This is a genomic window from Kurthia gibsonii (assembly GCF_006539985.1).
Lineage (GTDB): Bacteria > Bacillota > Bacilli > Bacillales_A > Planococcaceae > Kurthia > Kurthia gibsonii.
In genome coordinates this window covers 1-15,733 of the sequence record NZ_BJOB01000049.1, presented here as the reverse complement: position 1 = coordinate 15,733, position 15,733 = coordinate 1, and the positions used below count along the sequence as shown (strand labels likewise).

General features: G+C 36.9%; 16 protein-coding genes and 1 riboswitch. Of the genes, 10 read left to right on the top strand and 6 right to left on the bottom strand.

The window, feature by feature from the left end:
• Positions 1–25: 25 nt before the first annotated feature.
• The 3 genes from KGI01_RS11760 to KGI01_RS11750 are packed head-to-tail and all read right to left on the bottom strand — an operon-like array spanning position 26 to position 2,828.
• The gene (locus KGI01_RS11760) at positions 26–814 is read right to left on the bottom strand and encodes a putative hydro-lyase (protein ID WP_141274836.1); all 789 of its coding nucleotides are present in this window, start codon (positions 812–814) and stop codon (positions 26–28) included.
• Positions 815–827: 13 nt separating this feature from the next.
• Positions 828–2,051 (bottom strand): NRAMP family divalent metal transporter, encoded by a 1,224-nt coding sequence (locus KGI01_RS11755; RefSeq protein ID WP_141274835.1) that lies wholly within the window; start codon positions 2,049–2,051, stop codon positions 828–830.
• An 18-nt stretch (positions 2,052–2,069) separates the two neighbouring features.
• Complete coding sequence (locus tag KGI01_RS11750) at positions 2,070–2,828, bottom strand: LamB/YcsF family protein (RefSeq protein WP_087680926.1); 759 nt, start codon at positions 2,826–2,828, stop codon at positions 2,070–2,072.
• A gap of 215 nt (positions 2,829–3,043) precedes the next feature.
• Between KGI01_RS11750 and pxpB the strand changes: the two genes are divergently transcribed.
• Positions 3,044–3,781, top strand: coding sequence for a 5-oxoprolinase subunit PxpB (gene pxpB, locus KGI01_RS11745; RefSeq protein WP_141274834.1), 738 nt, complete (start codon positions 3,044–3,046; stop codon positions 3,779–3,781).
• Positions 3,763–4,746, top strand: a complete 984-nt coding sequence (locus KGI01_RS11740) for a 5-oxoprolinase subunit C family protein (RefSeq protein WP_141274833.1) — start codon at positions 3,763–3,765, stop codon at positions 4,744–4,746. Before pxpB ends, KGI01_RS11740 begins: the two co-directional genes overlap by 19 nt.
• A 48-nt stretch (positions 4,747–4,794) precedes the next feature.
• Here KGI01_RS11740 and nfsA read toward each other — a convergent pair whose 3' ends face one another.
• Positions 4,795–5,532, bottom strand: coding sequence for an oxygen-insensitive NADPH nitroreductase (nfsA, locus tag KGI01_RS11735; protein WP_141274832.1), 738 nt, complete (start codon positions 5,530–5,532; stop codon positions 4,795–4,797).
• A 238-nt stretch (positions 5,533–5,770) separates the two neighbouring features.
• Positions 5,771–5,883, top strand: a riboswitch (SAM riboswitch).
• A gap of 122 nt (positions 5,884–6,005) precedes the next feature.
• On the opposite strand from nfsA, the gene KGI01_RS11730 reads away from it, so the two are divergent.
• Both KGI01_RS11730 and KGI01_RS11725 read left to right on the top strand, forming a co-directional pair.
• Positions 6,006–7,295, top strand: coding sequence for an O-acetylhomoserine aminocarboxypropyltransferase/cysteine synthase family protein (locus KGI01_RS11730; RefSeq protein ID WP_141274831.1), 1,290 nt, complete (start codon positions 6,006–6,008; stop codon positions 7,293–7,295).
• A gap of 227 nt (positions 7,296–7,522) precedes the next feature.
• Entirely contained in the window at positions 7,523–8,506 is a 984-nt protein-coding gene (locus KGI01_RS11725) for a homoserine dehydrogenase (protein WP_141274830.1), read from the top strand.
• Positions 8,507–8,581: 75 nt separating this feature from the next.
• On the opposite strand, the gene KGI01_RS11720 is transcribed toward KGI01_RS11725, so the two are convergent.
• Positions 8,582–9,025, bottom strand: a complete 444-nt coding sequence (locus KGI01_RS11720) for a protoporphyrinogen oxidase (protein ID WP_141274829.1) — start codon at positions 9,023–9,025, stop codon at positions 8,582–8,584.
• A gap of 230 nt (positions 9,026–9,255) precedes the next feature.
• On the opposite strand from KGI01_RS11720, the gene KGI01_RS11715 reads away from it, so the two are divergent.
• Positions 9,256–10,926 (top strand): L-lactate permease, encoded by a 1,671-nt coding sequence (locus KGI01_RS11715; RefSeq protein WP_141274828.1) that lies wholly within the window; start codon positions 9,256–9,258, stop codon positions 10,924–10,926.
• 64 nt (positions 10,927–10,990) lie between these two features.
• Here KGI01_RS11715 and KGI01_RS11710 read toward each other — a convergent pair whose 3' ends face one another.
• Positions 10,991–11,221: a helix-turn-helix domain-containing protein gene (locus tag KGI01_RS11710; RefSeq protein ID WP_141274827.1), complete on the bottom strand. Its 231-nt coding sequence runs from the start codon at positions 11,219–11,221 to the stop codon at positions 10,991–10,993.
• Between the two features lie 103 nt (positions 11,222–11,324).
• Between KGI01_RS11710 and KGI01_RS11705 the strand changes: the two genes are divergently transcribed.
• The 5 genes from KGI01_RS11705 (at position 11,325) to KGI01_RS14225 (ending at position 15,635) form a co-directional block, all read left to right on the top strand.
• On the top strand, positions 11,325–12,194 hold the full coding sequence (locus tag KGI01_RS11705; RefSeq protein ID WP_141274826.1) for an EamA family transporter: 870 nt from the start codon (positions 11,325–11,327) through the stop codon (positions 12,192–12,194).
• 82 nt (positions 12,195–12,276) lie between these two features.
• Positions 12,277–12,978, top strand: coding sequence for a response regulator transcription factor (locus tag KGI01_RS11700; protein WP_141274825.1), 702 nt, complete (start codon positions 12,277–12,279; stop codon positions 12,976–12,978).
• Entirely contained in the window at positions 12,953–13,120 is a 168-nt protein-coding gene (locus KGI01_RS13915) for a hypothetical protein (protein ID WP_156422379.1), read from the top strand. The genes KGI01_RS11700 and KGI01_RS13915 overlap by 26 nt, the downstream gene beginning before the upstream one ends.
• On the top strand, positions 13,113–15,296 hold the full coding sequence (locus KGI01_RS11695; RefSeq protein ID WP_141274824.1) for a HAMP domain-containing sensor histidine kinase: 2,184 nt from the start codon (positions 13,113–13,115) through the stop codon (positions 15,294–15,296). The genes KGI01_RS13915 and KGI01_RS11695 overlap by 8 nt, the downstream gene beginning before the upstream one ends.
• A 132-nt stretch (positions 15,297–15,428) precedes the next feature.
• A complete protein-coding gene (locus KGI01_RS14225; RefSeq protein ID WP_141274823.1) occupies positions 15,429–15,635 on the top strand; it encodes an HNH endonuclease in 207 nt (68 codons plus the stop codon).
• Positions 15,636–15,733: the final 98 nt, after the last annotated feature.

Sequence of the window (15,733 nt, the reverse complement as noted above, 5' to 3'; positions counted from 1 at the left end):
CCCTCTTTGGCTTTTAAATTGAATTTTATAGAATCCCTAAATGCTCGTCACGAATATCCGTTATAAACATATGTCCAGGTGCATGTGTAATCATTAAATCGGGTTTTACGTGCATAGCAATTGCTTGAGGCGTAACACCACAAGCCCAAAATACAGGTACTTCGCCTTCTTTAATGGTTACTGCATCACCAAAGTCTGGTTTTGAAAGATCTTGAATACCGATTGTTTCAGGATTACCAATATGAAGCGGCGCACCATGAACAGAAGGAAAACGAGAAGTTACTTGAACTGCACGTACTACGTCTGCTTCAGGAATCGGACGCATTGAAACAACGGTCGGACCTTCGAAAAGTCCAGCAGGTGTCGTAGCGATATTCGTTTTATACATCGGTACATTACAACCCTCAGAAATATGACGTACATCAATCTCATTATTCAGTAGTGCATTTTCAAAAGAGAAACTACAACCGATTAAGAAGCAGACGAAATCATCTGACCAGTAATCATATAAATCCGTTACTTCTTCAACGAATACACCTTTTTTATAGACGCGATATTTTGGAATATCTGTACGAATATCTGCATCTTTGGCGATTCCTTTTGGTGCGACTTCACCAGGTTCGATTACATCTAAAATTGGACAGGCTTTTGGATTTCGTTGTGCAAATAAGAGAAAATCAAAAGCGTGTTCCTTTTTTAAAATAGCTAAATTTGCCTGTGCATAGCCAAGTGCGTGACCAGCTGTTGGACCTGTAATCTGCTTTTCGCGAATTAACTTGCGAATTTCAGCAGGTGATAAATTTGCGTAATCCATTCTCGTTCACTCCTTATTTCATTAGTAATTGAATTTGTTCAACCAATGTCATGTAGCCAAGTGTCCCCATTGATACGACAACAAGAATTCCTGTAATCGTTAGCCATTTTGGATGTTTATAATTGCCCACGATTGATTTTTTATGAACAGCAATTAATAATGTGCCAAGTGCGATTGGTAAGATTAGACCATTTAATGCACCAGCTAATACAAGTACATTGATAGGTTTACCAACTGAGATGAAGACAAGAGCTGAAATCGCGATAAACGCAATAATAATCCAGTTTTCATACTTAGCAATATTTTTATGGAATGTTTTAATGAATGATACAGATGTGTAAGCAGCACCAACAACTGAAGTAACAGCTGCAGCCCACATAATCACACCGAAAATACGGAAACCAGCAGTACCTAAAGCACTTTCGAATACAGAAGCAGCAGGGTTATCTGCAGCTAATTTAACACCTTGTGATACAACACCTAATACAGCTAGGAATAGAAGAACACGCATAACACCTGTTACAGCAATCCCTGTAATCGAGCTTTTATTCACTTCTGGAATTGCGCTTGTGCCTTTTAATCCAGCATCTAGTAAACGGTGCCCACCTGCGAATGTAATATAACCACCGACAGTACCACCCACTAATGTGACAATCGCAAAAATACTTAATTCCGTTGGTACGAATGTACGAATCACTGCCTCACCAACAGGCGGTGCTGTTGAAATCGCTACGTACATCATCAGAAGAATCATAATACCACCAGCTACTTGTGCAGCGCGGTCCATAATTTTACTTGCCTCTTTGAATAAGAAAATAACAATCGCAAAAATCGCACTTAGTGCAGCGCCAGTTGTTACATCAAGCCCAAGCATTGCGTTCAGACCAAGACCAGCACCGGCGACGTTCCCGATATTAAAAGCAAGTCCACCAAAAACAATTAAGATGGCTAGAACGAATCCTAGACCAGGCAGTACTTTATTCGCAATCTCTTGTCCACGTAAACCCGATACGACAATAATGCGCCAAACGTTCATTTGTGCAAAAACATCGAGTAAGAGCGAGATTAAAATAACGAAACCAAAACTCGCGCGTAGTTGATCTGTGAAAATCGTTGTTTGTGTTAAAAATCCAGGACCGATTGATGATGTGGCCATTAAGAAGGCGGCACCTAATAGGACACTAGCGCCAGCTTTCTTTTTTGTCGATGACTGTGTATGTAAGTCGACTTTTTCCATATGAAACTCCCCTTTGTTCTAACGGAACGGTGTAACTTGAATCCCACTCTCCGTTAATCGTTGATGAATGAATTGTGCAAATTGTAGTGCGTGTACGCCATCCCCATGGATACAAACGGTATTTGCGACAATTGGATAACTTGTTTGTTGAACGGTTTGAACTGTTCCTTTTGTAATCATATTCAATACTTGTTCAACAGCTTGATGGTCATCTGTAATAAGTGCATTTGGTAATGTACGAGATGTTAACGAGCCATCAGCTTGATAGGTACGGTCTGAAAATACTTCACTCGCTGTTTTGAGACCGATTTTTTCACCTGCTTTGATGAGTTCACTACCTGAAAGGCCATATAAGACAAATTCAGGATTTACTGCGTAAATCGCTTCTGCAATAGCAGTGGAAAGGCTTTCATCTTTTGCTGCTAAATTATACAGTGCGCCATGTGGTTTGACATGTTCTAATTTTCCACCGAAAGCAGTTGTCAAAGCTTGTAATGCCCCGATTTGGTACGTGACAATGTTGAAAACTTCGTGTGGTGATAGATGCATCGCATTGCGACCGAAACCTACTAAGTCTGGAAACCCAGGATGTGCCCCAATTTTGACGTTCTTTTCAAGTGCTAGCTCTACTGTTTTTCGCATGACATGTGGATCACCAGCGTGGAAACCACAGGCGATATTGGCTGACGTGACATAATCTAAGATTAATTCATCATTGCCCATTTTGTATGCACCAAAGCTTTCACCTAAATCGCAGTTCAAGTCGACTTGAAACATGAAATCAACTCCTTTATCCCCATTTTAGTCCGTAATTCAGTTTATTAGTTCCATTTTAAGAAACTTATGTTTCGAATAATACCATAAAATAAAAAGTGTGTATAGCTTGAATAGTCCGATATTTTAAAAAATAATTGCGAAAATAATTGAATAATTCTATAATTATTCCTATATTCAGAATTAAAATTCCGAAATTCGGGAAAAGGGGTGGCGACATGCGATTTAATGAATACACAACAATATCGCCAATGGGAGACGCTGCGATTCGTATTGAATTTAACGAAGCGGTGAGCGTTCAACAGTATCATATGATGCAATTATTAATCCAACATATAGAGGATGCGGAGTTACCGTATGAAGAAATCGTACCATCATTTCAAGTAATCACAATTTTGTTTAACCCACTAGATGTGAAGAAGAAAATACACAATCGACAAAATCCATATCAGTGGTTAGAAGAAAAAATCTGTATTATTCTACAACAAGAAATAACTGTTACAGAACAGGTGGAAGAGGTAGTTGAAATTCCTGTTTGCTATGGTGGCGAATTTGGGCCTGATTTAGAAGAAGTCGCAAACTATCATAGCATCACGCCAAAAGAAGTGATTCAAAAACATACAGGACGTGATTATTTTGTTTATATGTTAGGGTTCGCACCAGGGTTCCCGTATTTAGGAGGACTAGACGAATCATTAGCAACACCAAGAAAACAAACACCACGTTTAAAAATTGAAGCAGGATCTGTTGGGATTGCAGGTTCACAAACAGGTGTGTATTCGATTGAAACGCCAGGTGGTTGGCAAATCATCGGACGTACACCAACAGCTTTATTTACACCAGAAGCAGAAAAGCCTACCTTATTACGAGCAGGTGTCTGGATTCGATTCTATCCTATTTCAATTGAAGAATATCATGTGCTGAAAGGAGAAAATCTATGTCAATCATTTGCTTAAAAGCTGGCACACTTGCAACAATCCAAGATATTGGACGAATCGGCTATCAAAACATAGGAGTTATTGTAAGCGGGGCGATGGATTCTTTTGCACTTAAAATTGCCAATCGTTTATTAGGGAATCATCAGCACGAAGCATGTATCGAAGTAACGCTGCGCGGTACGGCATTTCATTTTTCAGAAGATACGTATATTGCAATTACAGGTGGTGACTTAACACCGACAATTCAGGGGATGGACGTACCACAGTGGCGACCTGTGTTGGTTCGTGCCAATCAAACACTTCGTTTTAAAGGTGCAAAAAAAGGGTTGAGAAGTTATCTTGCTGTGCAACATGGTTTTTCAATAGAAGAAAAGCTTGGAAGTAAAAGTACATACTTGCGCGCAAATATGGGTGGTCTAAATGGACGTGCGCTTCAAGAACAAGATGAAATACAGTTAATGAATACAAATTGGGATACACCTGTATTACCGATTGAAAACGAATATTTTAGTACAGTTTCGTGGCATGTCCGACCTGATTTTTATAAAAAGGTACGTAAAAGACATCGTATTCGTTTCGTCGAAGGGAACGAATATCAATGGTTCACAACAGCTACACAACAAAATTTTGAACGTGTTCATTTTGATGTTGCTATGTCATCTGACCGTATGGGGTACCGTTTAAAAGGATTTAAGCTTCAAAAAGATGTGCAACAAGAGATGGTTTCAGAAGCAGTAACGAATGGAACGATTCAAGTAGCGAATGATGGACAACCCATCATTTTATTAGCAGATCGTCAAACAACAGGTGGTTATCCTCGTATTGGACAGGTGATTTCAGCTGACTTACATCGTTTTGGGCAAATGAAGCCAGGTGACCAAATTCGTTTTGAACGTGTGACACTTGATGAAGCATATGAAGCTTTATATGATTTAGAACAGCAGCTAAATCATATTGAAGTATCTATTCAATTGAAAAAATAAAAAGAAAGAATCGCACAATCGTAAGTGTGATTCTTTCTTGTATTTAGACTATTTCCACGTAAAGCCTTGTGAAGCAAGGAAATCTTTAATGAACGGACGTTGTTGGTTTACTAAGTAATCCGCCATTTGTTTCGTCCAGTTCGTTACTTTTTGATTAGCATTACGGTTTAAGTAGTACTCACCAAGTTCTTTATCATATTGTGTTAATAGTGCGTCGTATTTTTCTACGTCATACCCATTTTCATGTACAATTGCTTCCACTGGTAAACGTGGTTTTGTATCATTTCTTTTCGTTGGTTTGCCGATTGTCATTGCAAACATCGGGAAGACGTATTCAGGTAGGTTGAATAATTCGCTAATTTCTTTTGGATTATTACGTGCGCCGCCAATATAGCAAATGCCATAACCTTCAGCCTCAGCTGCAATAACGAAGTTTTGAGCAAATAAGCTAACATCTGTTACACCGACTAAGACATTTTCAGCTGAATCAGCTGTAATATCAATGTCGTATTTTTGACCAGCAATTTGAAGACGTTTAAAATCTACACAAAATAAGAAAGAAGCGCCAGCTGTTTTGAATTGGAAATCATTATTTGATAATTCGCCAAGTTTTGCTTTTTTCTCAGGGTCTGTCACATAAATCACACTATATGCTTGTACAAAGTGTGATGTTGCAGCCATCTGTGCAGTTTCGATTAAATCATATACTACTTCTTTTGGTATTTCTTCACCTGTATATTTACGGACAGAAGTATGACTACGTAATAATTCTTTTACTTGATTCATGATTCATTCAACTCCTATTGTCATTTGTATTCAAAGACTATGCTACCATAAATGCTCATCTTATTCGAAAACCTTTGATTCGTTTTTTAATTCTTTTTTTCTATTTTACTTTTAAATAATTTTTTACATTTTAAAAGAATTAAATCAGTATAATAAAAATTTTCAGAAAAAAGATTGACGAATGAAAAATAGATGACTATACTAGATAGAAATTGATGGAAACATTATATGTTTAAAACCTTTATCAAGAGTGGCGGAGGGATAGGCCCTGCGATGCCCAGCAACCAGTTTCTTTTTTGAAACCAAGGTGCTAATTCCTACAGATTTTTTATCGGATCTGACAGATAAGGGGAGGACCATGTTCGATACAGCCCTCTTCTTACCTAAGAAGAGGGCTTTTTTTATAAAATCCTTCTCCTATAATTCCTTATTCCGATGTCCATCATCATAATTCATTTTAGGAGGAATCATATATGACAGAATTCAAAAAAGAAACATTAGCCGTACATGGTGGTCAATCACCAGATCCCGTAACAGGAGCGATTGCAGTACCTATTTACCGTACAACTGCATATCAATTTAATGATTCAGAACATGCTCGTAAATTATTTGCTTTAGAAGAAGCAGGCAATATTTATTCACGCATTATGAATCCAACAGTGGATGTGTTTGAAAAACGTGTTGCCTTATTAGAAGGAGGAACAGCAGCAGTTGCTCTATCTTCAGGTATGGCTGCTATCTCATTTAGTATTTTAAATATTGCGCGTGCAGGAGATCATATTGTAGCTGCGAATAGTTTATATGGAGGCACGTACAATTTATTTGCGAATACACTTCCACGTTACGGTATTACAACCACTTTCGTTGATGAGCGTGAGCCTGAGAAGTTTGCAGAAGCCATTCAAGAGAATACAAAAGCGCTATATGTTGAAACAATTGGAAATCCTAGCTTATCAGTAGTTGATCTAGAAGCATTTGCAAAAATTGCACATGAACATCAAATTCCACTCATCGTCGATAATACATTTGCTTCACCAGTTGGATGTAACCCGATTGAACATGGTGCAGATATTGTGATTCACTCGGCAACAAAGTGGATTGGTGGACATGGTACAACAATAGGTGGAATCGTAGTGGATGCAGGGAAGTTCGACTGGACGCAGGGTAAATTCCCAGACTATACAGAACCAGATGCTTCTTATCATGGTATTCGCTATGGTGTGGATGCACCGAATGCAGCGTTTGCAACACGTTTACGCGTTCAATTATTACGTGACTTCGGTCCGACATTGAGTGCAGATGCAGCCTTTAACTTCTTACAAGGTTTAGAGACACTTCATTTACGTGTGCTACGTCATAATGAAAATGCACATAAAGTAGCGACATTCTTACGCAATCATGAACAAGTGGAATGGGTACACTATAATGGATTTGAAGATAGTGAGTATGCGCCACTCGTAGAAAAATATTTAAAAAATGGTGCAGGTTCTGTTTTAACATTTGGTATTAAAGGTGGGCGTGAAGCAGGTCGCAAGTTCATTGATGCAATTGAGCTATTCTCACATGTAGCCAATGTAGGCGATGCGCGTTCATTAATTATTCACCCAGCTTCAACAACACATCAACAATTAAATGAAGAAGAACTTATTCAATCAGGTGTGCCAGAAGAACTCATTCGTTTATCAATCGGCCTTGAAAATGCAGAAGATCTAACTCATGCGTTAGAGCAAGCATTCCAACAAGTAACAGTGGTCGCAAAATAGGTTCTAAAATCAGTTATATATAATAGAAGGAACTGACTCAATCCGTTGTGGGCAGTTCCTTTTATTTTCTAAAATTCAGTATTAAATGACCTCTTAGAAAAAACAATTGTCCTTCTGAAAAAGAATTTCTCTTGAAATATGTCTTTAAATACGTTAGAATTTTCATTAAGTTGTGAAATGAACGTTCGAAATAAACAAATTAAATTTAATCATTGGAGGCGAACAATATGACAGCAGTGAAGATGGCAATCCTAGGGTTCGGAACGGTAGGAGAAGGCATTTTTAACATTTTGAAAGAAAAGCGAAAGCAATTGAAAGAAACATTTGGTGTGGACATCGAAGTAGCAAAAATTTTAGTCCATAATGTTTCAAAAGAGCGCGAAGGTGTAGATGCGTCTTTATTAACGAATCGTTTTGAAGATATTTTAGCATTGCCACAATTAGACGTTGTCTTTGAAGCAATTGTTGGAGAAGAACCAGCATATGGTTATTTAGATGCAGCAATTGAAAAAGGCGCGCACGTTATTACTGCAAATAAAGTCATGTTTGCTAAATTTGGTCAAGCGCTACAAGAGAAGGCAAAAAAATACGGTGTACAAGTAGGTTTTGAAGCAACTACTGCTGGTGGTGTACCAGTAATCAAAACAATGGAGACAATTCTACGTGTGAATGATGTATTACACATTCAAGGTATTTTAAATGGCACATCGAATTATATCTTAACGCAAATGCGTACAGAAGGTATTTCATTCGAAACAGCTTTAAAAAATGCACAAGACTTAGGATATGCAGAAGCAGATCCATATAATGATATTTCAGGACAAGATGCTTTCAAAAAGCTAATGATTTTAAGTGCGCTCGCATTCGGTAAACAACCGGACTGGGAAGATGTAAAAGTGGTAGGTATTTCTGAAATTACATTGGCACAAGTACAACAAGCAGATGCAAATGGCCAACGCTATCGTCATATTGCAGAAGTTTCTATTGATGAAAACGGTAAAATTCATGCAGAAATTGGACCGCAACTTGTTGATGCGGCACATCCACTATATGCAATTGATGGCGTCGATAATGCAGTCGCACTTGATACGAACTATATCGGTAAGATTACATTGGTAGGTCCTGGTGCAGGTATGTATCCAACTGCTTCTGTAATGGTAGAAGATTATGCGAGTATGCTCTCGAAACAATCGGTTGTTGTACCCGTTTGAAAGTCATAGCAAAATATAAGAAAAGCCAGAGTTACGCTTTATTACGTGATTCTGGCTTTTTGTTGTGAACTTGATTTAGTTAGCAGTTACTTCATTTATTAATGCTCTCACAAATTTTTCAAGTAAAGTAAGAGCTTCTAATAATGTGCCATCTTCTTTAAATCCTTCAATAGCAGTAAGTGCAATATTAATCTCCCACAGTCCTTCGTTACCTGAAAAGCTAGCTGAAGAAGCACCGAAAATCGAACGTAAATGAGTGTGTAAATATTCTTTAATCGCAGTAGCATATTTTTTCTGTAAACGTAAACCAAATAAAGCAGTATATGCATCGAACATCTCATCATATTCAAATACAACAGCATCCATCTTTAATTCTTCAAAAAGTGGTGATTCCATATATAAAAACTCTTGATCATGTTCTTTTAGAAAGTGAATAGGTGAAGTTAAAAAATCTGCACCTTCTGTAGCAATTAAATCATCTGTTTGTTTATGACAGCGTTCAATTTGTGTAATTTCCATGTAAAACACTCCGTTTCTCTGTTTGTTCTTTTTGTATTATAGCATGAAAGAGAGTAGACAGTTTTTTTCTGAAAAGAAGAGAAGTTAAAATTTTTTGAAAAAAAGATTGTTTTTTCTAATATTTTGAATATATAATCTTAATTAGGTCATCTGATGACCTAATGTTATATTGAATTTTTTCAAAATATCGAAAATTCAATACGTAACGATGTACATAAGGGGGAGAAAAAATGACATTCACGCAAAATTTCACCGCTGTAGGGGACAGCTTATGGTGGACGGCGCTTGTAGCTATTATTCCAATACTTTATTTTTTCTGGGCGCTTGCTATTAAAAAAATGAAGGGGTATATTGCAGGTCTTACCACGTTATTAATCGCACTTATTCTAGCCGTTGTGGCATTTGACATGCCTGTTAAAACAGCCGTTATGTCAGCAAGTCAAGGTGCAGTCTATGGACTTGTGCCAATCGCTTGGATTATTGTCACATCTGTATTTTTATATAACATCACAGTAAGAGTAGGACAATTTGATATTATTCGTTCATCTGTACTTTCAATTACAGAAGACCGTCGTATTCAAGCATTATTGGTAGCGTTTTCTTTTGGTGCGTTTTTAGAAGGAGCAGCAGGATTCGGTGCGCCCGTAGCAATCTCAGCTGCATTACTAGTCGGTTTAGGGTTTAATCCGTTATATGCAGCAGGTTTATGTTTAATTGCAAATACGGCACCCGTAGCATTCGGAGCAATTGGGATTCCAATTATTGCGATGGAAGGACCAACAGGTATTCCAGCATTAGAAATTTCAAAAATGGTTGGACGACAGTTACCAATCTTATCAATCTTCATTCCATTCTTCCTTGTATTTATTATGACGGGATGGAAGAAGACAATCGAAGTATTACCAGCAGTTCTTGTATCGGGTATTACATTCGCAGTAACGCAATTTTTATCTTCAAACTTCTTAGGACCTGAGTTACCAGACGTACTTTCTGCATTAGTGTCACTTGTAGCATTAGCAGTATTCATGAAGTTCTGGCAACCCAAAACAATTTATCGTTTTAAAAGTGAAGAGCAAACAGCAACATTACAAGTTGAAAAATATTCAGCAGGTAAAATCTTTAAAGCATGGTCACCATTTATCTTATTAACAGCTTTAATCTCGTTATGGGGTATTCCAACAATCAAAACGGCTTTAACAGGTCATTATGAAGGAAGTAATGCGATTTTAAGTGCTATTAATTCACTTGGTAAATTCCTAACATTCACACCTGAAGTACCTTTTGTGAATAATCAAATTATCGATGGGATGACGGAATTACCGATTGCGGCTGTTTATAAATTAGAGTTATTAGGCGCAGCAGGTACGGCCATCTTTATCGCGTGCTTCATTACAAAATTCATCTTTGGTATGAGCTTTAAAGCATGGGGGCAAACGTTATTTTCAACATTAAATGAAATCAAGTTCCCAATCGTTACAATTTGTGCGGTAGTTGCTTATGCTTATGTAACGAATGCAGCAGGTATGATGACGACACTTGCACTTGTATTAGCCAAAACAGGCGCATTATTCCCGTTCTTCTCACCTGTACTTGGTTGGTTAGGCGTATTTATTACAGGTTCAGATACATCAGCGAACGTGATGTTTGCGAAGTTACAGCAAGTAACAGCAGGGCATGTGGGAATGGATCCAGTATTAGCACTTGCAGCGAACTCATCTGGTGGTGTAACAGGTAAGATGATTTCACCACAATCCATTGCAGTTGCAGCAGCAGCTGTTGGATTAGTCGGACGTGAATCAGAGTTACTTCGTTTCACATTAAAATATAGTATTATTCTATTACTATGTATTTGTATCATTACGTTTTTACAAAGTAATGTATTAGGTTGGATGGTTCCTTAATAGTTAAACAATAAAAAAAGAGAAATCGTCGTGTAATTTGGCATGACGGTTTCTCTTTTTTGTATTAGTCTTCATCTTTTACATCGATATCTTCAGGAATCGGCGTATTTTTCCATATTTCAATTTCGTGTTTTACTTGTTCAAGTTGTTCAAAATATGTGTCAAATTGTTGTGTATTAATTAAAAAATCCTGTCCGTCATGAACCGAGTGAATGCGTCCTTCTAACACATAGCGCATGACTTGTGATTCGGGCATATTAATCTCTTTTGCGGTTTCGGCAATTGTTTTATACATTGAAACACCTACCTTCTATTGTAGTATAATGCAAAACATATCTTGCCTCAATAAAACTTTAATTGGTATATTTAAGTAGAATAGGGGATTGGAGGAATACATAATGAAGGCGATACCATACATACTCGTGTTGTGTGCAGCTGTTTTATGGGGAACAGTTGGTACAATACAAACATACTTAACAGAAGGCATTCATCCAATTCCGATTGCGATGATGCGTTCATTAATTGGTGGAGGAATCTTATTAATCATCGCGATTCTTTTAAAAAAGATAGCATTTCGAACGTGGTCTTGGAAACAAACTTTTTTCGCTGCATTGTCGATGGCTTTGTTCCAACCACTTTTTTTTACATCTGTACATTTAACAGGTGTCGCAGTAGGAACAGTTGTGACAATTGGTAGTTCACCGATTTTTGCGGGCTTAATTGAATGGCTCTTTTTAAAAACAAGACCAACTAGAACATGGGCATTTGCGACATGCTTTGCGATTATCGGTTGTGTACTGTTATTTACAAGTAAAGGCGAAACAACAATTGTCCCAAGTGGCATTCTATGCGCTCTTTGTGCAGGAGTTGCCTTTGCTACCTATACAAATGTTAGTAAAGTATTGTTAGAAAAAGAAGCAGCATTACCTTCTGTTGCGATGACATTTACGATGTGTGGCGTCATCTTGTTACCATTTTCACTCTTTTTAGGCGTCGAGTGGATTGGGATTCCGAGTAATTGGCTACCACTCTTTGTGATGGGTGTAGCAGGCACAAGTATTGCCTACTTATTATTTTTACGCGGGTTACATGCGATTTCATCTTCTGCAGCAGTTACACTATCACTGGGGGAACCATTAACTGCGGCATTATTAGGTGTCTTTTTAGTAGGTGAAAATTTAAGTCTTACCGTATGGGTTGGCGTTTCCTTTTTATTAGGTGGTATTCTTGTTGTGACGTTAAAAGGAAAGCAGCCGATAGAATCTTAAGAAAATCTTCATATTTATCCTAAGTAGATGTTAAGAAATAAACGATATAGTAAGAGTAAGCAAAAGAGCAGGAGGAATACAGATGGAATACACAATCTTAGTAGTAGATGATGATCAAGCCATTCGAGATGGTATTGAGATTTACTTAAAAAATGAAGGTTATCATGTACAAAAAGCAGCTGATGGTCAGGAAGCATTAGAGATTTTAAAACAACATGAAATTCATTTGATTATCATGGATGTGATGATGCCAAATTTAGATGGTATTGCTGCTACGTTTAAAATACGTGAAGACCAAAATATTCCGATTATTATGCTCAGTGCGAAAGTAGAGGAAACAGATAAAATACTTGGTTTATCTATGGGAGCAGACGACTATATCGGCAAGCCTTTTCATCCTTTAGAATTATTAGCACGTGTGAAGTCACAATTACGTCGTTATATGCGTTTTGGGTCATACGAACAAAAAGAGCAACAATCAAACGAAATTGTTGTGGATGGTCTCGTATTAAATAATGACACTAAAACGATAACAGTCGATGGGGATGAGGTCAAACTCACACCAATCGAATTTAAAATTACACAACTATTAATGGAGCATGTAGGGCGTGTTTTTTCCATTGATGAAATTTATGAGCGAGTTTGGAAAGAAGCCGCTTATAATGCAGATAATATTGTGGCGGTACATATTCGAAAAATTCGAGAGAAAATAGAGGTCAATCCCAAAAACCCGAAATATGTGAAGGTGGTGTGGGGAGTTGGATACAAGATCGACAAGTCTTAAATCAGTGATTGCCTCTTTAGCGGCACTTAGTTTAGCGATTATTTGTTTGATTTATTGTTCTCAAATTTTCTTCCATGAATGGGGTAACCCGAATGTACTACTCGCGAAATTAAAAATGTTGGGAGAGAATGTGAATGGCTAAATGGATGAAACCGTTCATTTCATTAAGTATGGCACTTGCGATGGTTTCAATTTTCTTAATTGTCATCTTGCAGTCTACGTTATTTAAAAGTTATTTTGAATCGAATACATTCCAAGAGAAGTTATCGAATTATAAGACGAGTCTGGCTTATTTTGAACTCGACTCGATGACAAAAGAACAGGCGATTAAAGATATTAATATTACGAATGAACAGATTGAGAATTATCGGATAGAGAACGGAACGTTGAGCGACCAAATTATGAGTATTCGTGATGAATATGTAGCGCGAATTCAAGAAGCAGAAGATATGGAGGCAACATCACTTTCTGATAAGTTGAAAAAAGAACGCGATGCAAAAATCAAAGAAGTGACGCGTATATTTGAAGATCGTAACTATGTAAAAGAAAAATTAATCAAACAGCAGAAAAAAGAAATTACGCTTTATTATGAAAAACGTGACAAATATCGCGAATTACTAAAAAAACAATATCCTTATTTCTCGTATGATTTAGAAAATGTTGATACAGGTGAAACATTTAAAAATGCAACAGAGGAAAAAAATCCACTATTTAAAATTGCTTTTCGCTCAACAGAGTATGGTGCTTTTTACGATATTAAATCACTAGAAGATTTATCGTATGTATCAGGATTTGAAGATCTACAAGAAACAAATGGTTTCATGATGACAGATATCCCAGTTTATACAGGACAAATCTTTATTAATCAAGATGCGACAGGTGTTGCAGAATTACTGAAAGAAAAAGATAAATACGAAATCGTGCAGTATGCCTTTTATATTTTCTTTGGTATTTCAGGACTTTTCTTCATCATTGCGTGTATTTTATTAATTAAAAAACGCCATATGTATCGTGTATATCAAGCGCCTGCTGAAATTCAAATGCTTGCAGCGATTGCTTTCTTTATCATTGCGATGGGTCTATCCATTGAGATTGCTAATAACACTAATAACTATTTGAATTATCAAGGGTACACTTCTATATTCGAAATGCTTGTAATGTGTATCTTAATTGGTTTAGTAATTTGGGTGTTAATGGACGTAACGATTAAACTCGTTTTATCTGTATTCTATGCTTTTGCGGATAAGAAAAAACTATGGGAAACATCTGCGACGAAATGGGTCATTCATATTTTTAAGAATGGTTTAATAAAGAGTCCCATCTTTATTAAAGTAACGCTGTATCTCATTATCATTTTCTTAGCTGGATTCGGCTTTATGGTTATGATTTCAAACTTTAATAGTGGATTTATTGTCTTGTTTTATGTTTTCCTCTATATTTTATTTGTTGTTCCGACCACGATTTACTTCTATAAGCAGATTGGGGATTTAAACAAAGTCATTACAACGACGGAGCGAATTGTAGAGCGTGGTAGTGATGAAAAAATTGAGCTAACACGCTACTCAGACTTCAAGAAACTTGCAGAATTGATTAATCAAATGCAAGTAGGTGTGGAAACATCACAGCAACAACAATATAAGAGTGAACGCTTAAAAACGGAGTTAATCACGAATGTTAGTCACGATTTACGAACACCACTAACATCGATTATTACGTACACAGAGTTGCTGAAAAAAGAAAATCTTTCAACAGAAGAACGACTACAATATATTGATGTCGTCGACAAAAAATCACAACGTTTAAAAACATTAATTGATGACTTATTTGAAGTATCGAAGATGAGTTCAGGTAATATCGAATTGCATAAACAAGACGTTGATTTAGCACAGCTTGTCCAACAAGCGATCGGTGAACATGAAACGGACATTGAACAGTCTGGCTTACGTTTCCAAGTACAAATTCCAGACCATGCAGTGACGACACATATTGATGGTCAGCGTTACTGGCGTGTCATTGATAATTTAGTCGGGAATGCGATTAAGTATTCAATGGATGGAACGCGTGTATTTGTGACATTAGAAGACAATGACAAACAAACGGTACTAACTGTGAAGAACATCTCGAAATATGAAATTAGCGAAGATGTCGAAGAACTGTATGAACGCTTCAAACGAGCAGATGCTTCTCGACATACAGAAGGATCAGGTCTTGGATTAGCCATTGCACAATCCATTGTTGATTTACATGAAGGACGTATGGAAATTACGATTGACGGCGACTTATTTAAAGTAACCGTTACGCAACCGAAGAATGTATAAAAAATTAGAGGTTGGGGCATAAGTATAAAAATACTAATTTATATGAGCATAAGAAAAACTGGAATCGCATTATAGCGCGGTTCCAGTTTTTTACGAACTCTAAAAAAAAGTGTACAAGGACAACGAGCAGTGATGACTTCAAAATTAAGAGAAAAAATAAAGGAACGCGATAATTATACGTGTCAAAACTGTAATTTGTCTATAAATGACGAACCCAATTTGCTTTTAGAAATTGATCATATTATTCCTATTTCAAAAGGTGGAATGTCTAGCGAAGATAATCTTCAAACACTTTGTTGGAAATGCAATCGTTCAAAGGGTTCAAAAATCGCAAGCTAATTTTTATTAATATACATAATTAACTTTCTGTATTATACATCCTATCAATTTAAAGAGCTTGGACAGAACAAAATAATATGTCTTAAATGCGAATAATC